Source organism: Bradyrhizobium sp. UFLA01-814 (assembly GCF_046718885.1).
Classification (GTDB): domain Bacteria; phylum Pseudomonadota; class Alphaproteobacteria; order Rhizobiales; family Xanthobacteraceae; genus Bradyrhizobium; species Bradyrhizobium elkanii.
In genome coordinates this window covers 1-26,115 of the sequence record NZ_JAQOSR010000050.1, presented here as the reverse complement: position 1 = coordinate 26,115, position 26,115 = coordinate 1, and the positions used below count along the sequence as shown (strand labels likewise).

The following is a 26,115-nucleotide window of genomic DNA, read 5'->3' as shown; positions in this document are numbered from 1 at the left end:
GCGGCGTCACGATCCCTTCGGCGCCCAGATCTTGACGTCGCCGGTATCGACCTTGCGTGGCAGCAGACCTTCGGCCGTGAAGGTATCGGCGATCCGCTGCTGCTCGGAAAGGCCGGCCGCGGTGACCACGCCGACCTTGTAGGAGCGATGGCTGTTGGCCTCCTCCACCGTGGCGGCGTCGATGCCCCACAGGCCGGCGAGCAGCGCCGCGGCCTCGTTCGGACTGGCTTTGACCCAGGTGCCGGTTTCGACCAGCCTGGCAAAGATGACATTCAGTGCATCGGCCCGCTTTTCGGCGAACGCGGCCGACGCGAGATAGTAGCGCTTGTAGCTTGCGAGCCCGCCGCTGCCGTCGGTCAGGATGCGCGCGCCGGACTGGCGTTGCGCGCTGCTGAGGAACGGATCCCAGGCGACCCAGGCATCGACATTGCCGCTGACGAACGCCGCGCGGCCATCGGCCGGCGTCAGATAGGCCGGCGTGATGTCCTTGAAGGTCAGCCCGGCCTTGGCAAGTACCGCAAGCAGCAGGAAGTGGCTGCCCGCGCCCTTGGTGACCGCGACCTTCTTGCCCTTGAGATCGGCCGGCGACTTGATCGCGGATTCCTTCGACACCAGGATCGCCTGCGCCGATGGAGAAGCGGCTTCCTCGGCGACGTAAGCGAGCTTGGCGCCGGCGGCCTGGGCGAAGATCGGCACGGTGTCGGCGACGTCGGCTCCGAAATCGATGCTGCCGACATTGATGGCTTCGAGCAGCGGTAGGCCGCTGGTGAACTCGTGCCAAGACACGGTGATGCCGAGCGGCGCCAACGCCTTCTCCAACGCGCCGTTGGTCTTCAGGATCGCGGTTAGCGTCGACGATTTCTGGTAGCCGATCCGGATTTCCTCGGCGGCCGCAGGCCGAACCAGCGAGGTCATCGCGAGCAGCCCGATGGCGGCGACAGCAAGAAGGCGCGACATCGCAGCCGCAGATGATGCGGCCTGCGCTGGCGGGATGGGGCGGGCAAAGATGGGCATGGCGAGACGTCCTGAGCCGGTTCGATCTGTTGTTATTTGTGTGCAATCGGAGCGCTGGAGGCAATCGCGGAGAAATCGTCCGAACGAGTGCAATTTTCTATGCAAGCGAAGTCAGCGAGAAAAGTATTTTTGGCGCGCGCGTTGCGGCCGGGATCGGCAGGTAAGCCGCTCGCTGCGCCAAAATGCCCGGCCGGCTCCATTCTCTTTTCATCGCGGCCACAGCAGCGGCGACTCGTCACGCGGAAAAATTTGGATTCTCATTTCATTGATTTCGTCCCCGGAGCGGGCGATGAGCTTGATAGCGATTTCAGTTCCAAGGAGACCAGGATGTTGCTTCGATCCATTTTCGCACTTGCAGGCGTTGTTGCGATCTGGTGGACCGCCGCCGCGGCAGAAACGATCAAGATCGGCGTGACGCCCGGTCCGCATGCACAAATCCTCGAGGCCGTGAAACCGATCGCGGCGAAGAGCGGGCTCGAGCTTCAGCTCATCGAGTTCTCCGACTATGTCGTTCCGAACGCCGCGCTCGATGCCGGCGACATCCAGGCCAACTCGTTTCAGAACCAGCCCTACCTGGACAACCAGAAAGCCGATCGCGGCTACAAGATCGAGCAGGTGGGATTGACGGTCAATTTTCCGATCGGTGTCTATTCGCGCAAGCACAAGAGCTGGGCCGACGTTCCTGACGGAGCCAAGGTCTCAATTCCCAATGATCCGACCAATGGCGGCCGGGCGCTGCTCCTGCTACGCGACAAGGGCGCGATCAAGCTGAAGAGCGATGTCGGCTTCAAGCCGACTGTTATCGACATCACCGACAATCCCAGGAAGCTGAAATTCGTCGAAGTCGACGCAGCCCAGGCGCCCCGGGCGCTCGACGATGTCGATGCGGCGGTCATCAACACCAACTATGCGACGCAGGCCGGTCTCGATCCGGTCAAGGATCCGATCCTGCGCGAGGATCCGAAAGGGCCATACGTCAATCTGATCGCGGTTCGCTCCGCCGACAAGGACAAGCCGTGGGTCAAGATCCTGGTCGATAGCTACCACACGCCGGAGATCAAGGAATTCGTCCAGACCAAGTTCAAGGGCGCGGTGCTGCCCGGCTGGTAGTTGCCGCTCCAATTGCTGAGGGATGATGATGCGTATTCTGATGACGGCGGTTGCCGCGGTAACGCTCCTGGTCGGCACCGCGAGGGCCGAGACGGTCCGGGTCGGCGTCACGGCCGGACCACATGCCGAGATTCTCGAAGTCGTCAAGAAGGTGGCCGCGGGCCATGGGTTCGACATCAAGGTGGTCGAATTCACCGACTACGTGATCCCGAACCAGGCGCTCGCGCTCGGGGATCTCGAGGCCAATTCGTTCCAGCACGAGCCTTATTTGAAGAACCAGATATCGAAGACCGGCTGGAAGATCGTCAAGGTCGCCAACACGATTGCGTCGCCGCAAGGTGTCTACTCGTTGAAATACAAGAAGCTGGCCGATCTTCCGGATGGCGGGCGGGTGGCGATCGCTAACGATCCTTCCAACGGCGCGCGCGGCCTGATGATCCTCGCGCTGCACGGCGTGATCAAGCTCAAGGATCCCAACAACGTCGCGTCGACCATTGCCGACATCACTGACAATCCGAAGCATCTGCGCTTCGTCGAGCTTGATGCCGCGCAGCTGCCGCGTTCCCTGCAAGATGTCGATCTGGTCTCGATCAACAACAATTATGCGGTTCAGGCCGGGCTCAATCCCGCCACCGATGCAATTGCCCGCGAGGCGGCCGATGGCCCATGGGTCAACATCGTTGCCGTGCGCGAGGCGGACAAGGACAAGCCCTGGGTCAAGCAGCTGATCGATGCCTACCATTCCGAGGAGGTCAAGGCATTCCTCGAGAAGCGCTTCAAGGGCACCTACATCGCAACCTGGTGAGGGGCGTTGATCGCCCATCTCCAGGAGGTTTCCAGGCTGATCTATTCAGCGGCCTCGGTGCGCGCTGCCATCGAGGCGCGGCGGAAGCCGGCGCCGGGATGCGTAGCGTCAAGATAGGGACCACGTCCGGAGAACAGCTTCTCGCGGAGCGTGCCTTCGCGATAGGCTGTCTTGTAGACTCCGCGTGACTGCAATTCCGGCACGACGAGGTCGACGAATGACGTCAGCGATTCCGGCGCGACGAGGCGGAACAGGTTGAAGCCGTCGACGTCGGTTTCGTCGACCCAGGCGATCAGCTCGTCCGCCACGTCCTGGGGTGAACCGACCACGAATGGCGAGCGTGCGCCGACCCGGCTCAGCGTCGCGAGATCACCGACCTTGACCGGCCGGTCGCTCCGCAACGTGAAATTCTCGACCATCGACTGGATCGCGTTGCTCTCGACATATTCTACCGCTTGATCGGGACGATAGTTCGAGAAATCGATGCCGGTCCAGCCCGAGAGCAGGGCCAGCTGGCCGGCTTGATCGACATACCCTGCGTACTCCTCGAGCAGATCGTTGGCCTCCGCGCGCGTCGGGGCAACGATCACGGTTGCGCCGGCGAACAGGCGGATATCATAGGGATCGCGTCCGAACGCCTTGGCCGCCTCCCTGATTTCGCGTACGGCGCGGGCCAGAATGGGCTTGGTCTGGCCGTTGAGGAAGATCGCTTCCGCGTGCCTCGCCGCGAAGGCGCGGCCGCGCTTCGAGATTCCCGCCTGGTACAGCAACGGTGTGCGCTGTGGCGAGGGTTCGGCGAGGTGGATGCCGTCGACCCGGTAATGAAGTCCCTGGTGCTGCACATTGTGGATCCTTGCCGGATCAGTGAACACGCGCGCTGTCCGGTCACGGCGGACCGCGCCGTCCTCCCAGCTGCCTTCCCACAGCTTGTAGGCCGCCGTGAGGAATTCTTCGGCCGCCTCGTAGCGTTCATCATGCGCGCGGTTGGCCTCAAGACCCATTCCGCGGGCGCCGCTATCGAGATAGCCGGTGACGATGTTCCAGCCAATCCGTCCGCGAGTGAGATGATCGAGCGTCGAGAAGCGGCGGGCGAACTGGTAGGGATGTTCGTAGGTGAGGTTGGACGTGATGCCGAAGCCGAGATGCTTCGTTGCGTAAGCCATGGCGGAGACGAGCAGGGTCGGCTCGGCGTTCGGCAACTGAACGGCGTGACGCAGCGCGGTCTCAGGACTGCCGTTGTAGACGTCATAGATGCCAAAGACGTCGGCCAGGAAGATGCCGTCGAGAAGGCCGCGTTCGGCCGTTCTGGCGTAATCCACCCAATAGTCGAGCGAGTTGTAGTTGAGTGAGGTGTCGCGCGGATGCGACCAGAGGCCGGCCCAGTTGTGGCTCGGCGCCATCATGTTGAACGCGTTGAAGCGAAGTTCCTTTGGTCTGGTCATCGCGCGATTCCGCCAATTGAGGACTGAGAGGTGATTTATCACGTCAGCTGCGCGGCTTTATTTTCTATTCGGAGAGACAGGATCAAAATCGTGCTCCGTCGCCGATCCGGCGCAGCAGAGATTTGTTTGTTCGACTTCGTCGTGCTGTTTGAAATCACGGTATGCGCGGCATGCGTACCGATTTTCAGGCGCGATCAGCAGATGGCTCATCAGCTCCGCTGATCCGTTCAACGCGGCGGCGCAGTGAAACAAATGTTATGCGATGGGCGCGGCGGCTGAAAAATTAGCGACGCCATCAGACGCGCCGCCAGCACGCTCATCGCTATTTTCTCCGATGTCTCGACAGTCGCGGACGCTGCTGCGCATCATTCTTTGCCTTTTGACGCTGGGTCCACGGATTTCAGGAGATTTTCGAGATGCCGATCGAAACCAAGAATGTCGAGACGCTCGCCTTGCATGGCGGATCGTACCGGTCCGACCCGGCGACCGGCGCCGTCGCCGTTCCGATCTACCAAACGACGTCCTTTCAATTCGAGAATACCGATCACGCATCGCGGCTGTTCGCCTTGGAGGCGATCGGACAGATCTACACCAGGATCAAGAACCCGACGGCTGACGCGTTCGAGGAGCGCTTGGCCGCGCTGGAAGGCGGCGTTGGCGCACTGGCCGTGGCGTCGGGCCAGTCCGCGACAGCCTACGCGATCTTCAACATCGCGCAAGCCGGCGACAATATCGTCTCATCGACCGATCTGTACGGCGGCACCTGGACGCTGCTTTCGCAGACGCTGAAGCAGTTCGGCATCGAAGTTCGCTTCGTCGATCCGGCCGATCCGGAAAACTTCCGTCGGGCGACCGATGCGAAGACCCGGGCCTACTTCGCCGAGACGCTACCGAACCCGAAGCTCAACGTCTTACCGATCAGGGAAGTCGCGGATATCGGCCGTTCGCTCGGCGTGCCGCTGATTCTCGACAACACCGCCGTCCCGCTCATTGCGCGCCCGTTCGAGCACGGCGCGGCGATTGTCGTCCATTCCGCGACAAAGTATATCGGCGGCCACGGCACGTCGATTGGCGGAGCGATCATCGATGGCGGCAATTTCGACTGGGCGGCGCACGCCGAGCGGTTCCCGCTGCTGACGCAGCCGGACGATGCCTATCACGGCGCGATCTGGACCGAGGCAGCCAAGCCGCTCGGTCCGATCGCCTACATCCTGCGCGCACGCGTGAAGCTGCTGCGCGATCTCGGCGCCGCGGTCGCTCCCCAGAACGCATTTCAGTTCATCCAGGGACTGGAGACCTTGCCGCTGCGGTTGCGTCAGCACAACGAGAACGCGATCAAGGTCGCGAACTTCCTGGCACGGCATCCCGCCGTTTCGCATGTGATCTTTCCCGGACTGCAGAGCGGCGAGGACCGGCGCCGCGCCGATCTCTATCTGAAGGGCGGCTATGGCGGGCTGGTCGGCTTCGAGCTGAAAGGGGGCGTCGAGGCCGGCCGTCGTTTCATCGATGCGCTGAAACTGTTCTATCACGTGGCCAATATCGGCGATGCGCGCTCGCTGGCGATCCACCCGGCGTCGACCACCCATCAGCAGCTGAGCGCCGCGGAGCAGCTCGCGGCAGGCGTGACGCCCGGATACATCAGGCTTTCGGTCGGCATCGAGCATCCCGACGATATCCTCGCCGACCTCACCCAGGCATTGGCCGAGGCCGAGGCGGGAAGCAGCGGCCGCAAGGCGGCCTGATCGATCCCTGAAGACGGAGTTGAAACCGAGACCATGAAGACATTGTTGCGCCTGGCGCAGGCAGCTGGCGTGCTGCTTGCCATGACTGCGGCCGCCGTTGCGGACGAACCTCTCAAGATTGCGACCAGCGCCGGCCCGGTCGGTCAGCTGGCTGCCTTTGCCGCCAAGCTCGCCAAGGACAAGGGGCAGGACGTCAAGATCGTCGAGCTGTCGGACTGGGTCGCGTTGAACGAGGTGGTGAACAGCGGCGACGTCGACGCCAATCTGTTCCAGCACGCCACCTATCTCGCGATCCAGAACAAGCAGCGCGGTTTCAACCTGATCCAGGTCGACAAGGTCGGCGTGATCGCGCCCGTCGGGCTGTTCTCGAAGAAGATCAAGTCGCTCGACGAGATCAAGTCCGGCGACAGCGTTGCGATCCCGAACGAGCCGCTCAACGGCGCGCGTGGCTTGATCCTGCTCGAACGCGCCGGACTGATCAAGCTGGCGCCGGGCAAGGGTTTTTCGGTGAGCCGGTTTGATATCATCGAAAATCCCAAGAACCTGAAGATCGTCGAGCTCGATCCGGCGCAGACCTACCGGTCGCTCGACGACGTCACGCTTGCGCTCGTCAATATCACCTATCTGATACCGGCCGGCGGTGATCCGAAATCGGCGCTGGTGATCGACCGCACGGTCGATGATGGTCTCGTGCTGCGCTTTACCGCGCGGCCGGACAAGAAGGACGATCCGCGCCTGAAGGCCTTCATCCAGGTCTTCAACTCGCCGGAGGTCAAGCACTTCATCGAGGAGAAGCTGCCGGCGTTCATTCCGGCCGGCTTCGGCAGCTAGAGCGTTGTCGAGCGAAGTGGACACCGGTTCGCGTGAAGAGGCGCGTCAGAACAAAAGGCTGGAGTTTCGGTTTTGATTCAATCAGAGCCGAAGGCCTAGACGTGCGCGGGGGGATGCGAGTCGCCGCTCCTCGTCGGCGCGAACCAGCAGAGCGGCAAGCTCGGCGCATTGGTTGCGGATGTCGGGAATTGCGCTGATTTCCCAGAACGCGGCGCGCGTGAGCGGGCCGACGGCATACAGACGGCGTGACGGGACGCCGTCGTGACCGATGATTGCGCAATTGCGATCGGTTTCTATGCCGATGCGGAGCGGATCGACGCGCGCCAGGCCAAGCTCGAGCAGACTGCGCACCGCGGGGTTGGCGGTTGCGCGCGGATCCTGGACGATGCCGGTGCAGTCGACGATGGCGCCGACATGCATGCGATGGAGCCTGGTCTCGCCGCGTCGCCGGTAACTCACGGTCGCACCTGTCCGGTCGGGCTCGGCCGAGATCAGCTTCGCGGCCATCGGGGTGAGCCGGCCTCCATAGATCGCTTCGGTGATCCGGACCTCCACTTCCGGCGGCATCCGATGCCGATGCACGTCCCACCAGGCGCGTGCGTGTTCGAGGAACCGGCGCTTGGACGAAAGCGGGAGTTCACGCCACAGCCGCTGGGTGTGGGGACGAAGCCCGTCGATGACGCTGCGCCAGTCGCCGCCCGCTGCGGTGTGCCGGTCGATGCGACCGCGAAGCCAGCGAAGCAGGCTGCCGATTCCGGAGCCGAAGGGGACCTCCGCCTCTTCGATGCGCATGGCGTCGACCCGGCGGTGCGGTTTGGCGAGAAGGCCCCGGCGCGACATCGCAACGATCGGCCCGCGATGTCCGTCGCGCAGCAACGACAGCACGTAATCGACCATCGTCAAGCCCGTGCCGAGGATCAGGACGGTCGCGTCGTCGGCGATCGCAGCGGCAGACGGTGCTGCCCAGGGATCGGCATGACCCGGACTGTTCGCGCGTGGATCGTGCCCGGTTGCGAGAACGACGGTGTCGCCGATCAGCTGCCGGCCGTCGTCGAGGCTGGCGGTGACGTCGCCTCGCCGTTCGCGGATGGCGATGCACCTGCCGTGCACGATCGACAGGCGTTGGATGTCGGCCTGATCGGACGCCTGTTGCTCGAGCAGACTGGCAATGTAGTCGCCAAAGATGCGCCGCGGCACGAAGCAATAGGGATCAGGGCAGAGCGGTGCGTCCGCCCCGCGCGAGATCAGCCAGTGCCAGAAATGATCCGGCTGGTCGGGCAGCGCGCTCATATTCGCGACCCGTACATTGAGCAGATGATCCGGATTGCCGGTATGATAGGCGATGCCGCGCCCGATGTCGGGACGCTGCTCGATCAGGCTGACGCGGACATCGTCCGTCGGTTGACGCAGTAGCTGGTGCGCCAGCAGGACGCCGCTCGCGCCCCCGCCGACGATGATGACGTGACGCGCTCGAGGAGCTGTCATGTTATCGCTCTGTGCGTGATCCGGCCGCACGACATGCGCGGCGTGGGCAGACTGACGTCAGCGTGGCGATGGATCACATCTGCCGCGGTCTCGATTGGGCATGCGTCGAGGGAACCGGCAATCAGCCGTGAGGACCAAACAGAAAGAGTTCGTGCATGTCTTTGCCGTCGGGATTGGCGGCGCGCGCCAACCGCCGCTGCCATCTCTTCAGCCGGCGGGCTGCGCGACGAAGGACGTGGAGCCAAGAAGATGTCCGCACCCAGAGTCTCCTTCGCATTCCGAGCCGTTCGACGAACGATAACACGCGCCTGTCCGGTGCGCGCGCGAAACTGGGTGGCGCCACGAAGTTTGCAATCAGACGCGCATGGCGAGGCGTTTTGCAGCAGAGAGATTCTCTCGCGACGCGGCGCCAGGAAAATTCATTCCGGGCAATGTTGCCCGATCGCCGGGCTTATGGAATTGTCCGACCGGATGGTCAATAAATGGCGGTTCGGACGCGGGGCTGCGGTCCCGGAACCTTGCGACTATTGGCTGACATCCCTGGACGATGGCCGAACGGCCGCCTGGTGGAACGGACAAGACATGGCCCGATCGCGCGCCAAGGACTATGACGACAAGCGCCTCTCGATGCTGCATCGCTCGGCCGAGCTGTTTGCCGCATCGGGATATGTCGGCACGTCGATGAACACCATCGCCGACGCCTGCGGTGTCTCGAAGGCGCTGCTCTATCACTATTATCCCGACAAGGAAGCGATCCTGTTCGATATCCTGTCGTCGCATCTCGCGAAGCTGGTGGCGGCACTCCGCAAGGCGAGCGCACAGGCCGGCGATCCGGTCGCACGCTTCAGGACGATCGTTGCGACCCTGCTCGAGCTCTACCGGCATGCCGACGCCGAGCATCAGGTCCAGATCTCAAGCCTCAAGCTGTTGCCGAAGGAAAAGCAGCAGCCGCTGCTCGCCAGCGAGCGGATCCTGGTCGGGATCATGTCGGATGCACTCGCCGCCGCAGTGCCGGCAGCGAAGCAGAAGCGCCTGCTCAAGCCGCTGACGATGAGCGTCTTCGGCATGCTGAACTGGCATTACATGTGGTTTCGCGAGGGCGGGCCGATGACCCGCGCCGAATATGCCGGTTTCGTTGCGCAGCTCGTGCTGGCCGGCGCCGACGATGCCGCGGCCGCTGCCACCCGGCCGCGCGGCAAGGCGAAATCGGCCGGCCGCAGCCGGCAGGCCGAGTTGCTCTGACGTGCCTCTTAATCCCGCATCGCGTTCATGGTCAAAAGCTCGTAGGTCGCCGCGGTTTCGCCGGTGCCGGTCGTGATCTCGACGTCCCAGCGTACCTCGCCATATTGCTTGTTGCGCGGCATCTTCTCCTTCGCGGTCAGCCGCACCTGGATCTGTTCGCCGGGCTGGACGGGTTTGACGAAGCGCAGCGAGTCGAGGCCGTAGTTCGCTAGCACCGGCCCGTAGTCGGGATCGACGAACAGGCCGGCGGCAAACGACAGCAGCAGGTAGCCATGCGCGACGCGGCCCGGGAAGAACGGATGCCCTTTGGTCGCTTCCTCGTCCATATGGGCGTAGAAGGTGTCGCCCGTGAAATGCGCGAAGTGCTCAATGTCGTCGAGCGTGATCTGCCGCGACTTCGAGACCAGCGTGCGGCCGATCTCGAGATCGTCATAGTGATAGCGGAACGGGTGAAGGTCGCCTTCGAGCATCGGGCTGCCCTTGAACCAGCGCCCGGTGACGCCGCTCAGCATCGCCGGCGAGCCCTGCAACGCGGTGCGTTGCATGTAGTGCTGGAGGCTGCGGACGCCGCCCAGTTCCTCGCCGCCGCCGGCCCGGCCGGGGCCGCCGTGAACCATCTGCGGCATCGGCGAACCGTGTCCGGTGTGCTCGCTCGCGCAGTCGCGATCGATGATCGCGACGCGGCCGTGAAAACTGCCGATGCCGAAGGCAAGCTCGGTCGCAGCCGGGATGTCGTGCGTGTAGATGGATGCGACGAGGCTACCACCGCCGCGATTGGTCAGCGCGATGGCCTGATCCAGATCGTCGTATCCCATTACGGTGCTGACAGGTCCGAACGCCTCGATCTCGTGGACTGCGGTTGCGGCGAGCGGCTTCGCGCAATGCAGCAGCAGCGGCGGAACGAAGGCGCCGCGCTTCGCGTCGGCATCGAGCAGCGGGAAGTTGCCGGGATCGCCGGCCACCAGTTCGGCTTCGGCGCGAAGCTTCGCGACATGGGCAAACACATCGCTACGCTGGCCGAGCCCGACCAGCGGCCCCATCCTGACCTTGTCGTTTTCGGGATTGCCGATCGTGACCTTGGCCAGACGGTCGCGCAGCGCCGTGATCACGGCGTCGAGCTGCGCTGACGGCACCAGCGCGCGGCGGATCGCGGTGCATTTCTGCCCCGCCTTGACCGTCATCTCCTTGGCCACTTCCTTGACGAAGAGGTCGAACTCCGGGCTGCCCGGTACGGCGTCTGGAGCTAGGATTGCGGCGTTCAGCGAATCCCGTTCGGCGATGAACCTGACCGCCTCGCGCGCGATGACCGGATGCCGCTGTAGTTTTTGCGACGTGTCGGCCGAGCCTGTGAAGGACACCACGTCCTGGCAGGTCAGATGGTCGAACAGGTCGCCGGTCGATCCGACGATGAATTGCAGAGCGCCTTCGGGCAGCACGCCGGATTCGGTGATGATCCGGACCAGCTCGTAAGCGACATAGGAGGTGACCGTCGCGGGCTTGGTCACGACGGGCACGCCGGCCAGCAGCGCGGGCGCCAGCTTCTCCAGCATGCCCCAGCACGGGAAGTTGAACGCGTTGATGTGCACGGCGACGCCGTGCAGCGGCGTCACGATATGCTGACCGGCGAATGCGCCACCCTTGGAGAGCTCTTCGATATTGCCGTCGAGCAGGAATTTGCTGTTCGGAAGCTCGCGGCGTCCCTTGCCGGCATAGGCGAACAACGTGCCGATGCCGCCGTCGACGTCGATGACAGCGTCGGTGCGGGTTGCGCCCGCATGGAACGACAGCTTGTAGAGCCGGTCCTTGTGCTGGGTCAGATAGTCGGCGAGCGCCTTCAGCAAGCCCGCGCGCTGGTGGAACGTCAGTTTTCCAAGATGCTTGCCGCCGACCGCGCGGCCATAGGCGAGGATCTCGCGCATGTCGAGATCGCTTCCGGTCGTGACCGCCACCACATCGCCGGTGACGGCACTGTGAACCTCGGCTGCCGGTTCGCCCGGGCCGGACCATTTTCCGCGCACGAAACTGTCGAGCTTCATGACGTTGTCCGCCGTCCGTGCACCGCTGGATTGAGGCTGTGTCATCGCAATTGGACCTTCTGACTTGTGATCAATGATGCGTCTCGCCTTGGCGGCGGAATGTTCAATCGGAAACGTTTCAATCCTTGGCTCGTCCGACAAAGCGCGGGGCGCGCTTTTCGAGAAAGGCGGTGACGCCTTCGGCATAGTCCGCCGACCGGCCGGCACGGCCCTGCAGCTCGCGCTCGAGATCGAGCTGCGCATCGAGCGTGTTGGTCTCGGAGGCATCGAGCGCCCGCTTGATCAGCGCAAGACCATCGGTCGGCTGTGTCGCGAGCGAGGCGGCGAGGGCGTGGGCCTCGGCCATCAGGTCGGAATCCTCGACCACCTTCCAGATCATGCCCCATGTCTCCGCCCGCTCGGCGGAGATCGGCTCGGCGAACATGGCCAGTGCGCGCGCTCGCGCGCCGCCGACGAGCCGCGGAAGCAACCAGGTGCCGCCGGTGTCAGGGACGAGGCCAAGCTTGGCGAAGGCCTGGATGAACTTGGCCGACCGCGCGGCGATCACGATGTCGCAAGCAAGGGCCAGGTTTGCGCCGGCGCCCGCGGCGACCCCGTTGACGGCGCACACGACCGGCATCGGAATGCCGCGCAGCTTGCGCACCAGCGGATTGTAGAATTTTTCGATCGGTGCGGAGAGGTCCGGCGTTTCGCCGGGCGTGAACACGCCATCGGAAAGATCCTGCCCGGCGCAGAATCCGCGTCCGGCTCCGGTCAGGATCAGCGCGCGGCAGGACTTGTCCTGTTCCGCCGCGATCAGCGCGGCCATCAGTGCGGCGTGCAGATCGGCGCTGAAGGAATTCAGGCGATCGGGCCTGTTGAGCGTCAGGACGCGATATCCGGCGCGGATATCGGTCAACACCAAATCGCTGACCATGATGACCTCCCGTTGCGGCTTCTGACGGCCGAAAGGTTGCGTGACGTGGGCTTGGATTACTATTGACCGTCCGGTCAGTCAATTATAATCCGCGTAACGGCATGGATGACGACGTCGGGCAACATCGAGCGAGCACGATTTCGGTTGCGATTTCAGACCCGACAAGAACGTCAGGATGATCCGGCGCGCATCGCCTGTCTGCAGCAAAAGTGCCGATACGTAAGCACGGTCCCGTGCACTCGAGCGGTGTCATGCTGCCACAAATCGGCCGCATATCGGCGGCGACCTCCCGCCGCCATAAGGATCAGCCGATGACGATGCAGTCGCCGGATATCACCGGGTTTCGGTTCTCGACCGCGGATTTCGGCGAGCGCGACCGCTTGCCGATCTTTCGCGAGCAGATCGGGCGGATGATCGTGAAGCTCGATCCGGAGCCGCTGAGCGCCGGCGCGTTCCATGCCGAAGCCAATGTGCGCGAGCTGCCTGGGCTCGGCATCGGATCGTGGGCGTGCAGCAACCTCAAGATCGCACGGCCGCGCGAGCTGCTCGACGGCAATGACGACCTCGTGCTGACGATCATCACGAGCGGCAACACCCGCGCATCGCAGCGCGACCGCGACATCGAGCTCGGCCCGGGGCAGGCCGTGCTGCAGTCGAGCGCGGAGGCCGGCAACATGGCGGTCCCGGTCTCGCCGAGCCGTTTCGTCGGTCTCAGGCTGCCGCGCAAGGCGCTGGCAGCGCTGGTCCGCGATCCCGAGGACATGCTGGTCCGGCCGTTGCCCGCGAACACCGAGGCGATGCGCCTGCTGGCGCTCTACATCAGGGAGCTTGACGACAGCTACCTGCTCGCGACGCCCGAACTGTGCGGCGCCGTCGTCCGGCATCTGGTCGATCTCGGGGCGTTGATCATCGGCGCGAACCGAGATGCGGCGGCTGCCGCGGAAGACGGCGGGCTGGCTGGCGGTCGCGCGGCTCGCCGCGGTCAAGGCCGACATCAACGATAATCTCAGCTATGGCGATCTCACCTTGCCTGCGGTGGCCGCCCGGCTGAGGCTTACGCCGCGCCATATCCAGCGGCTGTTCGAAAGCGTCGGTTCGACGTTCTCGGAATTCGTGCTCGGCCAGCGCCTGGCGCGTGCGCATCATTTGCTGACCGATCCGCGCCACAGCGGCAGCACCATCGGTACGATCGCATTCGAAGTCGGGTTCGGCGATCTGTCCTACTTCAACCGCACCTTCCGCCGGCATTACGGCGTGACGCCGTCGGATATCCGCGCCGTGCCGCGGCGCTCCTGACCGAATATCGCAATCTCCCTGAGAGGGCGTCGGGTCGTTGCCTGCGGTTCGCTGCAACCCGGCGCGCGCCAGATCTGTTCGATCACCCGTCGGCGGCGCGCTGCAGACAGCGCTCTGTGTGCTGTCGCGCACACAGGATCGCCGCCAATCGTCCGCCGCGGGCGATTTCAGACGTCAATGCACGACAACGTGTTTCACATTGTTGCCCGATGTCGCATATGTCCAATCCCCCGTCGCCCCAGTCCGAGCCTGCCAATCGTCCCGCGCTTAAAAGGCAGCCTCCCGGTGATCGTTGCAATCGGCGGATTCGTCGATTGCGATGCATTGAGGCGACTTGAGACCATCGAGGAGAATGTGATGAAGTTTGCACTTCGAGGATATTTTCTTGCGCTCGGCGCGAGCCTGGCCTTGTCCGGCGCCGCCATGGCACAGGATATCAGTGTTGGCGTGGTCGGGCCGATGACCGGCTCCGAGGCGAGCTTCGGCCAGCAGTTCAAGAATGGTGCTGATCTTGCGATCGCCGACATCAATGCGGCGGGTGGCGTGCTTGGCAAGAAGCTGAAGCTGGAGGTCGGCGACGATGCCTGCGATCCGAAGCAGGCGGTGTCGGTTGCCGAGAAGATGGCAGGCGCGAGGATTCCGTTCGTCGTTGGGCATTTCTGCTCATCGACCTCGATTCCTGCGTCGGACGCCTATGCCGAGGGCAATGTGCTGCAGATCACGCCGGGCTCGACCAATCCGCAATTCACCGAGCGCGGGTTGTGGAACACGTTCCGTGTCTGCGGCCGGGATGACCAGCAGGGCACGGTCGCGGCCGCCTACATTATCAAGAACTACAAGACCAAGAACGTCGCGATCATCCACGACAAGACGACCTACGGCAAAGGCCTTGCCGACGAAACGAAGAACGCCATCAACGCCGCGGGCGTGAAGGAAAAGCTCTATGAGGCCTATACCAAGGGCGATAAGGATTTTGCTGCCCTGGTATCCCGCTTCAAGAAGGAGTCGATCGATTTCGTCTATGTCGGCGGCTATTATGCCGAGGCAGCGTTGATCCTGCGCCAGATGCGCGAGCAGGGCGTCAATGCGGTGCTGATGGGCGGCGACGCCCTGGTCGACAAGCAGTTCGCCGCGATCGCAGGTCCGCTCGCCGAAGGCTCGCTGTTCACCTTCTCGCCCGACCCGCGCAAGAAGGCGACCGCGGCCGCGACCTTGAAGAAGTTCAAGGACAAGGGCATCGATCCCGACGGCTACACGCTCTACAGCTACGCCGCGTTCCAGATCTGGAGCCAGGCCGCAGCCCGTGCCCAGACCACGGACGCCAAGAAGGTCGCGGCGGCCATCAAGGCCGGAAGCTGGGATACTGTGCTCGGCAAGATCAGCTACACGCCGAAGGGTGACATCACCCTGATCGACTACGTCGTGTACCGCCGCGACAAGGACGGCAACTACGCCGAACTGCCGGCCGGTCAATGATCGCCCGAGCGTTTTCGAGCGAACCGGATACCGGTTCGCGTGAAGAAAACGCGTCAAAGCGAAATCGAGAGCCTCCGTTCCGATGCAATCGGAACGGACGCAACCCTGGCCAGGCTGAATCGTTTCCCGCTGCGCCCGTGACCGGCGCATCCGGTCACACGTTCCGGGCAAAGCGCGCAGCGCCGGGGATCGGCGTGAGCCATTCGACGGCGCGATCGGTATAGATCTCGGCTTGCGGCTGCAATCCTTCCATGCTGTCGAGCGTGCCGGCTTTCACCACGACCTTGCCGGGCATCAATGCGGTCTTCGCAAGCAGAGGGGACCCGCAGCGCCCGCAGAAATGACGATCGACCGGATGGCCGCTGTCGCCCTTGTCGACGAACACCACCGTCTCGCCCGACTGCTGGTAGTCGGCTTCGCGGATCACGAGGTTGAACGAAAACAGGCTGCCGCTTTGCCGCTGGCAATGTGTGCAATGACATATCGCGATGCTCCGCGGTTCGCTCTTGAGCGTGTAACGCACCGCGCCGCACAGGCAGCCGCCGTTCCGTTCCTGCATGCTGGTTTCTCCCTTACGATGACGCCGTCGCCGGACAAGGACGCCGCCTCAGGCGTCGCCAATCACGGCATCGATGAATGTGATGGCGGATTCCCTCAACTGCTTGCGGCTGTATCCGGCGCGCTCCATCACGGCGAGTCCGCGCGTGAACGTCACGATGACGCGCGCCAGCCGGTTCGCATCGGCCGGGCTGCGCCTGTTCGGCGCCGCGCTGATGGCCTTGCCGACCAGCTGCTCGAGCCGGGTAAGCACGTCCAGCACGCGCTGGCGCACGTCCGCGCTCGAAATGGACGCGTCGAGCGCGGTGCGCGTCGTCAGGCAGCCCCGCTGCGGCGTGCCGTCCGTCATGTTGACGATGATCATGTCAAAGAAGCTCCTCAGCCTCGCTGAGGTATCGCCCTGCGCCAGCGCGCTGCCGGCCCCGTCCAGGAATTGCGCGGCATACTGATCGAAGGCGCGCAGGAAGATCGCTTCCTTGTCGCCATAGGCGTTGTAGAGGCTGCCGCGCTGGACGCCGGTCGCGGCCGCGAGGTCCTGCATGGTCGCATCGTGCAGGCCCTTGCGCCAGAACACGTCGAGCGCGGTCGCGATCATCTCGTCCTCGTCGAACTGACGCACGCCCACCATTCGATCTACTCCATCGGGTCATTCTTGACACAATCGTCAATATTGACAATGATGTCAAGAATGAACCCGAGGAGATCCGGATGATTACCGCCGTCACGACGTTCAAGCTGCCGAAGCCGATCACCCGCGAGGAGGCCCGCAGCATCTTCCTGAGCACCGCGCCGATCTATCGCGGCATTCAGGGGCTGTTTCGAAAGACCTATGTGCTGTCCGAGGACGGGCTGACGGCCGGCGGCATCTATTTCTGGAACTCGAGGGTGGAGGCGGAAGCGCTGTACACCGACGCGTGGCGCGCCCGCGCCCGGGAGAAATACGGCGCCGATCCGATCGTGACCTATTTCGAGAGTCCTGTGGTGGTCGACAACCTTGCCCAGCAGATTGTCGCCGACGATTAGCAACGATGCAGCGGTGGCCGATGCGCATCACAGCGCATTGAGCGCCGTGCGCGATGGAGCGAGCGGTAGCCATTCCGGAATCTGCCGCCTGGCGAGCCAGTACGGACGCCAGATCGCGCGCCAGGTCGGGCGGTCGAGAGGCGCGGTGCCCCATCTGCGCTGCTCAATCTCCATCCGCAACAGGTCGTGGCTATGCAGCCATTGGCGCGCTGCCCACCAAACCTCGCGCGGCATCCCGGCGTTCCGGATACCGGTAAGCTCGGCGATGCCTGGCAACGGGCCCTCAAAACGCGCCGCAACCCTCAGGGTGGCGACGCGTTGCCCGCTCCGCCTGACGCTCCACAGCCGCGAGCGATTGTGGGCGAGGTTGGGACCGTAGGTGCGCAGGCAATTCTGCATCGCTTCCGCCTCCTCCGAGATATCCGCGGTCGAGTTCAGCGGGATGAAGTCGTAACCGTCAACGCGGCCCGGCTGCAGCCACATATCTGCGATCTTCTCCGAGCCGAGGCTGACATGCAGCGCGATCATCGTGCTCCACGCATCGGCGGCCGCGAGCGCCGAGCCGATCTGCATGCTCGGCGTCCACCTCCGGTCGATCAGCGTGTGTCCCAGCGTCGCCGGCTGCGTGGAGAACCACGCCCACAGGCCGACGAGCCGCAATCGCGCAGGATCGGTGCGCGGCGGCGCCCGGACAAGCTCGCGCGCGATCCAGACCGCCGCCGGCCCATGTGCGAGCTCGGCAACCGCCGCGACGGATTTCAACCAGATCGGCGCGAGCTTCGGCGATGGCGGCAGGTGGTTCGCGATCTGCCGGCGAAACATCTCGTCATCGGGCAGTCCCGTGATCGGAGCGGTGAATGCTTCCGGCGGCAATCTTCGCAGCCACAGCGGAATGCCCGCCGCGGAGGCGGCGTCCGCGAGCGAGCGGCCGTCGATGACGCATGCGCGTGCGCGCGCCGAAGCGATCCCGGCTCGCGGGACTGCCAGCGCGAACAGCAGCGCAGGAAAGCTCGCGGCAAGGTCCGCAAGACGCGTGTGCCGCATGGCCAGCGCGCGGACCTTTTCCTGAACGTGCGGATGATACCTTCGTAGCTGACGTTCGAGCAGCACGGAGCGTGTGGCCTCCCGACGGGAGGCCACCAGAAGCGTCGAGGTCATGACAAAAGTTCCGCAAGCGCGGAGCCGAAGGCCCCGCAGCAGATTCGATTGCGTGTGGGTGTTGCGATTTCACCCGGGATCCGATCCCGGGACACGCGTCAAATATCGCGCGGCGAACCCGGGAAGCGCACAGACCTGAACATCGTCGCCTCCTGCGTTGAAATTACGGAGCGCCCCCATAGCCTATTTCCCGCCGCCAGGCAACGTGAAGCTATGCATTGCATTTTAGCGATGTGGTGCGTGCGCGATGAGAGGCCTCACCGCGGCATCGATCGCTGAGGTCTCTTCACGATCCCGGTCAACGACGCTAGTCTGGTGAGGGGTTAACAAGAAACGCAGGCGGGAGGCGATAATGACCCAACAACAACCCTCCGATCCAGGCTCCCCGGCACTGCCACGCCGCAGGCTCGGCCGCACCGGGCTCGATGTCTCCATTCTCGGCTTCGGCACGGCGCCGCTCGGCGACCTGTTCGCACGGCTCGACGACACTGCTGCGATCGCAGCAGTGGAGCGGGCGTTTGCGCTGGGCATCAACCTGCTGGATTCCTCGCCGCTCTACGGCCATGGCCTCGCCGAACACCGCAGCGGCACCGCGCTGCGCCGCGTGGCGCGCGACGACGTCGTCGTCTGTACCAAGGTCGGGCGCTGGATGGACCCGTTCCACGGCCGTGGCGACGGCTCCAATTTCGTCGGCGGCGCGCCGCATCGCGCGGTGTTCGACTATTCCTATGACGGCACCATGCGCTCGGCGGAGCAGTCGCTGCTGCGGCTCGGCACCGATCGCATCGACCTGCTTTTGATCCACGACGTCGACGTCTGGACCCACGGAGCTGACGCGATCGAGGCGCGGTTTCGCGAGGCGATGGAGGGCGCCTATGTTGCGCTCGACAAGTTGCGTTCCGAACGCGTGGTCAAGGGTATCGGGATCGGCGTCAACGAGGCCGAGATGTGCGTGCGCTTCGCCAAGGCCGGAACGTTCGACACCATGCTGCTTGCCGGCCGCTACTCGCTGCTCGAGCAACCCGCGCTCGCTGAATTCCTGCCGCTGGCGCAAGCCCAGGGCATCGGTATGATGCTTGGTGGCGTCTTCAACTCCGGCATCCTGGCGACCGGCGCGGTTGCCGGCGCCAAGTACAATTACAAGGACGCGCCGCCGGACGTGATGCAGAAGGTGGCGGCGATCGATCGCGTCTGCCGCGCCCACGATGTGGCGCTGCCGACCGCCGCGCTGCATTTCGCGCTCGGCCATCCGGCGGTGGCAAGCCTCGTGCTCGGCGCGCAGACGCCGCAGGAGGTCGAGCGCAACGTCGCCGCGTTGTCGTCGCCCGTGCCTGCCGCGCTGTGGCGCGACCTGAAGAATGAGGGGCTGCTCGACCAGCATGCGCCGGTGCCGGCATGATGCGGATCGACGCCCATCACCATGTCTGGACCCTGGCGCGCGCCGATTACGGCTGGCTGACGCCCGAACGCGGGCCGATCTACCGCGACTTCAGCCTGGCCGATCTGGCGCCGCATCTCGCCGCGGCCGGGATCGGAGGCACCATCCTGGTGCAGGCCGCACCGACCGAAGCGGAGACCGCATTCCTGCTCGATATCGCCAAAGGGGCCGAGCAGGTGCGCGGCGTGGTCGGCTGGATCGACTTCGACGCCGCCGACGCCGCAGCGCGGATCGATGCGATTGCCGGGCGCGAGCTCCTGGTCGGCCTGCGGCCGATGGTGCAGGACATCGCCGATGAGGACTGGCTGCTGCGCCCCGAACTGGCAGCGCCGCTCGAGGCCATGGCGCGGCATGACCTCGTCTTCGACGCGCTGGTGCTGCCGCGCCATCTGCCGCGGCTCATCCAGGTGGTCGATCGCCATCCGGACCTGCAATTCGTGCTCGACCATTTCGGCAAGCCGCACCTTGCGACCGGCGACATCGCGGCCTGGAAGGACGACATCGCAAGCCTCGCCACACGATCCAACGTCGTCTGCAAACTCTCGGGCCTAGCGACCGAGGCGGCGCCGAACTGGCAGGTTGCCGATCTCAGCGAGGCCGTGGATCATGCACTGGCATGTTTCGGGCCGCAGCGGATGCTGTGGGGCAGCGACTGGCCCGTCGTCAACCTCGCCGGCGGCTATGCGCACTGGTTGGCAGCCGCGGAGAGCCTGCTTGCTGATTTGTCAAGTGAAGCAAGAGCTGCGATTTTCGGCGGCAATGCGGCGCGGGCTTATTTGTCAAGCCGCGGACGGTCAACATCCCGGAAATAGATTGCGGCGTGCGCCCAATTTGATCCACAGCGCGCCTTGATGAATCATTCCGGGATGGTCCATAAGCGGCGTCCGCGCCGTCGGTGATCCCTGGCGCAACGGACTTTTAGAGAGATGAGCGTGGCAAAGATTCATCATCAGATTGCGCAGGAGCTTGGGGTTCGCGACGAACAGGTCGAGGCGGCGGTGACGCTGCTCGACGGCGGCGCCACGGTGCCGTTCATCGCGCGATACCGCAAGGAGCTCACCGGCGCGCTTGATGACGCCCAGCTGCGCACGCTGGAAGAACGGCTGACGTATTTGCGTGAATTTGAGGAGCGCCGCATCGCGGTGCTCAATTCGATCCGCGAGCAGGGCAAGCTCGACGCCGCGCTCGAGGCCCAGATCATGGCCGCCGACAGCAAGGGCCGGCTCGAGGACATCTATCTGCCGTACAAGCCGAAGCGTCGCACCAAGGCCGAGATCGCCAAGGAAGCCGGCCTCGAGCCGCTCGCCGATCAGCTTCTCACACAGCCCGAGAGCGATCCGAACGAGGCCGCGACGCCCTTCGTCAATGCCGAGAAGCAGGTCGCCGACGTCGCCGCGGCGCTCGACGGCGCGCGCGCGATCCTGGTCGAGCGCTTCGCCGAGGATGCCGACCTGATCGGCGCGCTGCGCGAGGAGATGTGGTCGAACGGCATCATGGCCTCGACCGTCCGCACCGGCAAGAAGACCGAAGGCGAGAAGTTCAAGGACTATTTCGATTTCTCCGAGCCGCTGCCGAAGCTGCCGTCGCACCGCATCCTGGCGCTGTTCCGCGGCGAGAAGGAAGAGATCCTCGACCTCGCCATCAAGCCGGAGGCGCAGGAGCCGGTCGTAGGCCAGCCCGGCCTCTACGAGCTCAAGATCATGAACCGATTTGCGATCTCCAACCAGGGCCGCAAGGGCGACAAGTGGCTGACGGAGACGGTGCGCTGGGCCTGGCGCACCAAGATCCAGATCCATCTCAATATCGATTTGCGACTGCGGCTGTGGACCGCGGCGGAGACCGAGGCGGTGCGCGTGTTCGCCTCGAATTTGCGCGACCTCTTGCTCGCGGCGCCGGCCGGCGCACGCGCCACCATGGGGCTCGATCCCGGCTATCGCACCGGCGTCAAGGTCGCGGTGATCGATGCGACCGGCAAGGTGGTGGCGCACACGGCGATCTTCCCGCACGAGCCGCAGCGGCGGTGGGATGAGGCGCTCGCCATTCTCGGCAAGCTCGCGATCGAGCATGGCGTCGAGCTGATCGCGATCGGCAACGGCACCGCCTCGCGCGAGACCGACAAGCTCGCCGCCGAGCTCGTGAAGCGGTTGCCCGAGCGCAAGATGACCAAGATCGTGGTCTCCGAAGCCGGCGCATCGGTCTACTCGGCCTCGGCCTTCGCCTCGAACGAACTGCCCAACCTCGACGTCACCATTCGCGGCGCGGTTTCGATCGCCCGGCGCCTGCAGGATCCCTTGGCTGAGTTGGTCAAGATCGATCCGAAGGCGATCGGCGTCGGCCAGTACCAGCACGATCTCGGCGAGTCCAAGCTCGCCCGCTCGCTCGATGCCGTGGTGGAAGACTGCGTGAACGCGGTCGGCGTCGATGCCAATACCGCCTCGGTGCCGCTGCTCGCGCGAGTGTCGGGCATCGGCCAGGGACTGGCGCAGAGCATCGTGCAGCACCGCGACGCCAACGGCCCGTTCAAGTCGCGCAAGGCGCTGAAGGAGGTGCCGCGGCTCGGGCCGAAGGCGTTCGAGCAGTGCGCCGGCTTCCTGCGCATCAGCAATGGCGAGGACCCGCTCGATTCATCCGGCGTGCATCCGGAAGCCTATCCGGTGGTACGCCGTATCCTCGAAGCGACCAAGAGCGACATCAAGGCGCTGATCGGCAATGCCGACGTGGTGCGGGGTCTCAAGCCGCAGTCCTTCGTCGACGATACGTTCGGATTACCGACCGTCACCGACATTCTACGCGAGCTGGAAAAGCCCGGCCGCGACCCGCGTCCGGCGTTCAAGGCGGCGGTGTTCAAGGAAGGCGTCGAGGAGGTCAAGGACCTCAAGAAGGGCATGATCCTCGAGGGCACCGTGACCAACGTCGCCGCCTTCGGTGCCTTTGTCGATATCGGCGTGCATCAGGATGGGCTGGTGCACATCTCGGCAATGTCGCGGAATTTCATCAAGGACCCGCGCGAGGTGGTGAAGCCGGGCGATATCGTCAAGGTCAAGGTGCTGGACGTCGAGGTCGCGCGCAAGCGCATCGCGCTGACGCTGCGGCTTGACGACGAGATCGGGCCGAAGAAGGACAATGCGGCGCCGTCGCGCGATTTCTCGCGCGGCAAGATGACCTCGTCGGCTCCGCGCCGTCCGCAGGAGCAGTCCGGCGGCAGCGCGCTCGCCGACGCACTGCGCCGCGCGGCCGAGAAGAGCGGACGCGGCAAGCCGACCTGAGCCGCGGAGGAGGACGGCAAGCCGAGTTCGCCGCCTTGTTCGAAATCGGCCACCTGACGCTTCTGGCTGAGTTGCCTAAGCTGTCCCCGTCATCCTGAGGTGCGCGCTCTTGCGAGCCTCGAAGGATGCACGGCCCCATCTCTGGCCGATTCATCCTTCGAGGCCCGCTCCGCGGGCACCTCAGGATGACGGGGCCGAAGGGAGCCGTCCTGGCTACAGCATTCCGGCGGCGAACCTCGCCAGCGCATCCGCGACGCCCTTGCCGTAGGCCGGGTCGGCCTTGCTGCAATTCGCGACGTGCCGTTCCTGGATGTGCTTCGACGCATTGCCGACCTGGCGGGCGGTGTTGTCGAACAGGGCCTGCCTTTGCGTGGCATTCATCTTGCGGAACAGGTCGCCCGGCTGCTGCCAGTGGTCGTCGTCCAGGCGATGATCCCAATGCGCGGCCGCGCCTGACAATTCGAGCGGCGGCTCGTTCAGCTGCGGCTGGTCGGTCCACTCGCCATGGCTGTTCGGCCAGTATGTCAGCGTGGCGCCCAGATTGCCGTCGGTACGCATCGCGCCGTCGCGATGATAGCTGTGGAACGGGCATTTCGGCGCGTTGACCGGAATCTGGTGGTGGTTGACGCCGAGCCGGTAGCGCTGGGCGTCGCCATAGGAGAACAGGCGGGCTTGCAGCATCTTGTCCGGCGAATAGCCGATGCCGGGCACGACATTCGCCGGCGTGAACGCCGCCTGCTCGACCTCGGCGAAGAAGTTCTCCGGATTGCGATTCAGCTCGAAATACCCGACCTCGATCAGCGGATAATCCGCCTTCGGCCACACCTTGGTCAAATCGAACGGATTGAACGGGAATGCCTTGGCCTGTGCATCTGTCATCACCTGGATGAACAGCGTCCAGCGCGGGAAGTCGCCGCGCTCGATGCTCTGGAACAGGTCGCGCTGGTGGCTCTCGCGGTCCTTGCCGACCAGCGTCTCGGCCTCGGCATCGGTCAGGTTCTGGACGCCCTGCCGGGTGCGGAAATGGAATTTCACCCAGACGCGCTCATTGTCGGCATTGATCATGCTGTAGGTGTGGCTGCCGAAGCCGTGCTGGTGCCGGAAGCTTTTCGGGATGCCGCGCTCGCTCATGACGATGGTGACCTGGTGCAGCGCTTCCGGCAGCAGCGTCCAGAAATCCCAGTTCATGTCGGGGTCGCGCACCCCCGTGCGCGGATGCCGCTTGATGGCGTGGTTGAGGTCGATGAAGCGCAAGGGGTCGCGGAAGAAGAACACCGGGGTGTTGTTGCCGACCACGTCCCAATTGCCTCCATCGGTATAGAATTTCAGCGCGAAGCCGCGGATGTCGCGCTCGGCGTCCGCCGCGCCGCGCTCGCCGGCGACCGTCGAGAACCGCGCGAACATCGGCGTCTGCTTGCCGATCTCAGAGAAGATGCTGGCCTTGGTGTAGCGCGTGATGTCGTGGGTCACGGTGAAGGTGCCGTGCGCGCCGGCGCCCTTGGCGTGCATCCGCCGCTCCGGGATCACTTCGCGGTGAAAATGCGCCAGCTTCTCGATCAGCCAGACGTCCTGCAGCAGCGCGGGTCCGCGCGGCCCCGCCGTCAGGATGTTCACATTGTCGGCAACGGGGGCGCCGGAGGCGTGGGTCAGAAAAGGTCTTTTGGTCTCGTCGCTCATCGAAAGCTCCTTGCTGAAGGTCGGCACTTCGCCGTCCCGACGCCCGCGGGGGAGGCCAGGTGAAAGGCGATTGCGTCGCGGATTGGATGACGGCCGGCGAGGAGGGGAGAGCCCGGTGATCGACAAATTGTGAAGCGGGTCTGCGATCCCTCGACGCCGTCGTTGTTCTCCGATAGCTGCAGGATTAAGAACCGCGGCCGATCGATTCAACGAGCGCTATCCGCCGATTCCAGCCAAATGTCCGTCGATCCCGGCCAACGCAATCGTGGCCGCCGGTCCAGGCAACTGCCGCTCGGCATGCCGGCACGCGAATTCTAAATCCGGTGTCAGAATCTGGCGCATTTGTCAGTTGAAGTCGGGCATCGGCTTGCGTCTTCTGATCATGCTCGCGTGCGGCGATACGAGTTCGCCGCGGTCCCAATCAGGGAGGGTTTCATGAAGAATAGGCTTCTCACGTGTCTCACGGCAGCGACGCTCGCTGTCAGCGTTGCCCTTGCACCCGCTGCCCTCGCCAGAGGCGGCGGTGGTGGTGGCGGACATGGCGGCGGTGGCTTCGGTGGCGGCCACGGTGGTGCCATGGGTGCCATGGGTGGCGGCATGCATGGTGGCGGCTTTGGCGGCGGCATGCATGGCGGTGGTTTCGGCGGTGGGATGCGTGGTGGCGGCGCGGCGTTCGCCGCCATGGGCGGCGGCGGCCATTTCGCTGGCGGGCGCTTTGGTGGTCCACGCTTCGTCGGTGCACCGGCAATCGGCCCGCGGTTTGCCGGCGCCGGATTCCGCGGTTCGCGCTTCTTCCATCATGGCGGCTTCTTCCGCCACCACCGCTTCCATCGCTTCGCGTTCATCGGCGCGCCCTATCTCTATGCCGGCTATGACTACGGCTGCTACCGCAGGGTATGGACGGCTTACGGTCTGCAATGGGTCAATGTGTGCGGGGACTATTGGTGATCGCCCAACCAACCGCACCGTTGTCGCGGTCGTCGCCAGACGTTCCATCCTGCCCCGGAATGGGATAGTCTGGCGGCGATCGTCGCGGGGCGGCCGCTCGGAGAGTTTGCGAACTCGGAGAGTTCAACACAGCTCGGAGAGTTCAGGAATATGACCGGTGCTCACCGCCGCATTCTCGTCGTCGAGGACGATCCCGAAACCGCGGATCAGCTCGTCGAGGAGCTCACCACCAGCGGTTATGATGTGGATCTGGCGGCGAACGGCCGCGAGGCGCTGAGCCAGGGTGCGGCGCGCGACTATGCCGTGATCACCATCGATCGCATGCTGCCCGACATCGACGGCATCACGGTGATGCGTCAGATGCGCGACGGCGGCATTGCGGTGCCGTTCCTGATCATCAGTGCGCTCGGCGAAATCGACGACCGGGTGCGGGGCTTGCGCGCCGGCGGCGACGACTATCTGGTCAAGCCGTTCTCCTTTGTCGAACTGCTGGCGCGGCTGGAGGCGCTCGGCCGCCGCAGCGAGACCGTTGCCAAGGAGACCATCCTGCGGGTCGGCGATCTCGCGATCGATCTGATTTCGCGCACGGCGAGCCGCCACGGTCGCAAGATTCCGCTGCTGCCGAAGGAATTCCAGCTGCTCGAATATCTGG

23 protein-coding genes are annotated in these 26,115 nt (G+C 64.5%); 14 read left to right on the top strand and 9 right to left on the bottom strand.

The window, feature by feature from the left end:
- Nucleotides 1-6 precede the first annotated feature (6 nt).
- Nucleotides 7-957 (bottom strand): aliphatic sulfonate ABC transporter substrate-binding protein, encoded by a 951-nt coding sequence (locus PMN64_RS17365; RefSeq protein WP_411781498.1) that lies wholly within the window; start codon nucleotides 955-957, stop codon nucleotides 7-9.
- A 384-nt stretch (nucleotides 958-1,341) separates the two neighbouring features.
- Here PMN64_RS17365 and PMN64_RS17360 point away from each other — a divergent pair, with 384 nt between their 5' ends.
- Both PMN64_RS17360 and PMN64_RS17355 read left to right on the top strand, forming a co-directional pair.
- On the top strand, nucleotides 1,342-2,124 hold the full coding sequence (locus PMN64_RS17360; RefSeq protein WP_411781482.1) for a MetQ/NlpA family ABC transporter substrate-binding protein: 783 nt from the start codon (nucleotides 1,342-1,344) through the stop codon (nucleotides 2,122-2,124).
- A gap of 28 nt (nucleotides 2,125-2,152) precedes the next feature.
- Nucleotides 2,153-2,929: a MetQ/NlpA family ABC transporter substrate-binding protein gene (locus PMN64_RS17355; protein WP_411781497.1), complete on the top strand. Its 777-nt coding sequence runs from the start codon at nucleotides 2,153-2,155 to the stop codon at nucleotides 2,927-2,929.
- Nucleotides 2,930-2,970: 41 nt separating this feature from the next.
- On the opposite strand, the gene PMN64_RS17350 is transcribed toward PMN64_RS17355, so the two are convergent.
- Complete coding sequence (locus PMN64_RS17350) at nucleotides 2,971-4,371, bottom strand: LLM class flavin-dependent oxidoreductase (protein WP_411781481.1); 1,401 nt, start codon at nucleotides 4,369-4,371, stop codon at nucleotides 2,971-2,973.
- Nucleotides 4,372-4,787: 416 nt separating this feature from the next.
- Here PMN64_RS17350 and PMN64_RS17345 point away from each other — a divergent pair, with 416 nt between their 5' ends.
- Nucleotides 4,788-6,113 carry an O-acetylhomoserine aminocarboxypropyltransferase/cysteine synthase family protein gene (locus tag PMN64_RS17345; RefSeq protein ID WP_411781480.1) on the top strand — a complete coding sequence of 442 codons (1,326 nt, stop codon included), beginning with the start codon at nucleotides 4,788-4,790 and terminating at the stop codon, nucleotides 6,111-6,113.
- A 33-nt stretch (nucleotides 6,114-6,146) separates the two neighbouring features.
- Nucleotides 6,147-6,944: a MetQ/NlpA family ABC transporter substrate-binding protein gene (locus tag PMN64_RS17340; protein WP_304497029.1), complete on the top strand. Its 798-nt coding sequence runs from the start codon at nucleotides 6,147-6,149 to the stop codon at nucleotides 6,942-6,944.
- 81 nt (nucleotides 6,945-7,025) lie between these two features.
- Here the strand turns inward: PMN64_RS17340 and PMN64_RS17335 are convergent, their stop codons facing one another.
- Nucleotides 7,026-8,429, bottom strand: coding sequence for an FAD/NAD(P)-binding protein (locus PMN64_RS17335; protein WP_411781479.1), 1,404 nt, complete (start codon nucleotides 8,427-8,429; stop codon nucleotides 7,026-7,028).
- 582 nt (nucleotides 8,430-9,011) lie between these two features.
- Here PMN64_RS17335 and PMN64_RS17330 point away from each other — a divergent pair.
- The gene (locus PMN64_RS17330) at nucleotides 9,012-9,671 is read left to right on the top strand and encodes a TetR family transcriptional regulator (RefSeq protein WP_411781478.1); all 660 of its coding nucleotides are present in this window, start codon (nucleotides 9,012-9,014) and stop codon (nucleotides 9,669-9,671) included.
- A gap of 8 nt (nucleotides 9,672-9,679) precedes the next feature.
- Here the strand turns inward: PMN64_RS17330 and paaZ are convergent, their stop codons facing one another.
- On the bottom strand, nucleotides 9,680-11,707 hold the full coding sequence (gene paaZ / locus PMN64_RS17325; protein ID WP_411781477.1) for a phenylacetic acid degradation bifunctional protein PaaZ: 2,028 nt from the start codon (nucleotides 11,705-11,707) through the stop codon (nucleotides 9,680-9,682).
- A gap of 118 nt (nucleotides 11,708-11,825) precedes the next feature.
- A complete protein-coding gene (gene paaG, locus PMN64_RS17320; protein ID WP_411781476.1) occupies nucleotides 11,826-12,623 on the bottom strand; it encodes a 2-(1,2-epoxy-1,2-dihydrophenyl)acetyl-CoA isomerase PaaG in 798 nt (265 codons plus the stop codon).
- A 251-nt stretch (nucleotides 12,624-12,874) separates the two neighbouring features.
- On the opposite strand from paaG, the gene PMN64_RS17315 reads away from it, so the two are divergent.
- From PMN64_RS17315 to PMN64_RS17305, 3 genes are all read left to right on the top strand, one after another.
- Nucleotides 12,875-13,627 carry a cupin domain-containing protein gene (locus tag PMN64_RS17315; RefSeq protein ID WP_411781475.1) on the top strand — a complete coding sequence of 251 codons (753 nt, stop codon included), beginning with the start codon at nucleotides 12,875-12,877 and terminating at the stop codon, nucleotides 13,625-13,627.
- Complete coding sequence (locus PMN64_RS17310) at nucleotides 13,548-13,919, top strand: helix-turn-helix transcriptional regulator (protein WP_411781474.1); 372 nt, start codon at nucleotides 13,548-13,550, stop codon at nucleotides 13,917-13,919. The genes PMN64_RS17315 and PMN64_RS17310 overlap by 80 nt, the downstream gene beginning before the upstream one ends.
- A gap of 357 nt (nucleotides 13,920-14,276) precedes the next feature.
- Complete coding sequence (locus PMN64_RS17305; RefSeq protein WP_411781473.1) at nucleotides 14,277-15,395, top strand: branched-chain amino acid ABC transporter substrate-binding protein; 1,119 nt, start codon at nucleotides 14,277-14,279, stop codon at nucleotides 15,393-15,395.
- 154 nt (nucleotides 15,396-15,549) lie between these two features.
- Here the strand turns inward: PMN64_RS17305 and PMN64_RS17300 are convergent, their stop codons facing one another.
- Nucleotides 15,550-15,954, bottom strand: coding sequence for a GFA family protein (locus PMN64_RS17300; RefSeq protein ID WP_411781472.1), 405 nt, complete (start codon nucleotides 15,952-15,954; stop codon nucleotides 15,550-15,552).
- A 48-nt stretch (nucleotides 15,955-16,002) separates the two neighbouring features.
- The gene (locus PMN64_RS17295) at nucleotides 16,003-16,581 is read right to left on the bottom strand and encodes a TetR/AcrR family transcriptional regulator (RefSeq protein WP_411781471.1); all 579 of its coding nucleotides are present in this window, start codon (nucleotides 16,579-16,581) and stop codon (nucleotides 16,003-16,005) included.
- A gap of 80 nt (nucleotides 16,582-16,661) precedes the next feature.
- Here PMN64_RS17295 and PMN64_RS17290 point away from each other — a divergent pair, with 80 nt between their 5' ends.
- Entirely contained in the window at nucleotides 16,662-16,976 is a 315-nt protein-coding gene (locus tag PMN64_RS17290; RefSeq protein ID WP_028338470.1) for a hypothetical protein, read from the top strand.
- A gap of 27 nt (nucleotides 16,977-17,003) precedes the next feature.
- Here the strand turns inward: PMN64_RS17290 and PMN64_RS17285 are convergent, their stop codons facing one another.
- Nucleotides 17,004-18,134 (bottom strand): hypothetical protein, encoded by a 1,131-nt coding sequence (locus PMN64_RS17285; RefSeq protein ID WP_411781470.1) that lies wholly within the window; start codon nucleotides 18,132-18,134, stop codon nucleotides 17,004-17,006.
- Between the two features lie 352 nt (nucleotides 18,135-18,486).
- Between PMN64_RS17285 and PMN64_RS17280 the strand changes: the two genes are divergently transcribed.
- The 3 genes from PMN64_RS17280 (at nucleotide 18,487) to PMN64_RS17270 (ending at nucleotide 22,838) form a co-directional block, all read left to right on the top strand.
- The gene (locus PMN64_RS17280) at nucleotides 18,487-19,533 is read left to right on the top strand and encodes an aldo/keto reductase (protein WP_051447696.1); all 1,047 of its coding nucleotides are present in this window, start codon (nucleotides 18,487-18,489) and stop codon (nucleotides 19,531-19,533) included.
- Nucleotides 19,530-20,384, top strand: coding sequence for an amidohydrolase family protein (locus PMN64_RS17275; RefSeq protein ID WP_028338473.1), 855 nt, complete (start codon nucleotides 19,530-19,532; stop codon nucleotides 20,382-20,384). The genes PMN64_RS17280 and PMN64_RS17275 overlap by 4 nt, the downstream gene beginning before the upstream one ends.
- Nucleotides 20,385-20,498: 114 nt before the next feature.
- On the top strand, nucleotides 20,499-22,838 hold the full coding sequence (locus PMN64_RS17270; RefSeq protein ID WP_411781469.1) for a Tex family protein: 2,340 nt from the start codon (nucleotides 20,499-20,501) through the stop codon (nucleotides 22,836-22,838).
- Nucleotides 22,839-23,051: 213 nt separating this feature from the next.
- On the opposite strand, the gene PMN64_RS17265 is transcribed toward PMN64_RS17270, so the two are convergent.
- A complete protein-coding gene (locus tag PMN64_RS17265) occupies nucleotides 23,052-24,515 on the bottom strand; it encodes a catalase (RefSeq protein WP_028338475.1) in 1,464 nt (487 codons plus the stop codon).
- Between the two features lie 435 nt (nucleotides 24,516-24,950).
- Between PMN64_RS17265 and PMN64_RS17260 the strand changes: the two genes are divergently transcribed.
- Together PMN64_RS17260 and PMN64_RS17255 are read left to right on the top strand one after the other, a co-directional pair.
- A complete protein-coding gene (locus tag PMN64_RS17260) occupies nucleotides 24,951-25,463 on the top strand; it encodes a hypothetical protein (RefSeq protein WP_196238113.1) in 513 nt (170 codons plus the stop codon).
- Nucleotides 25,464-25,613: 150 nt separating this feature from the next.
- Nucleotides 25,614-26,115 (top strand): response regulator transcription factor (locus PMN64_RS17255; protein WP_411781468.1); only part of this gene is annotated, 502 nt, incomplete at its 3' end.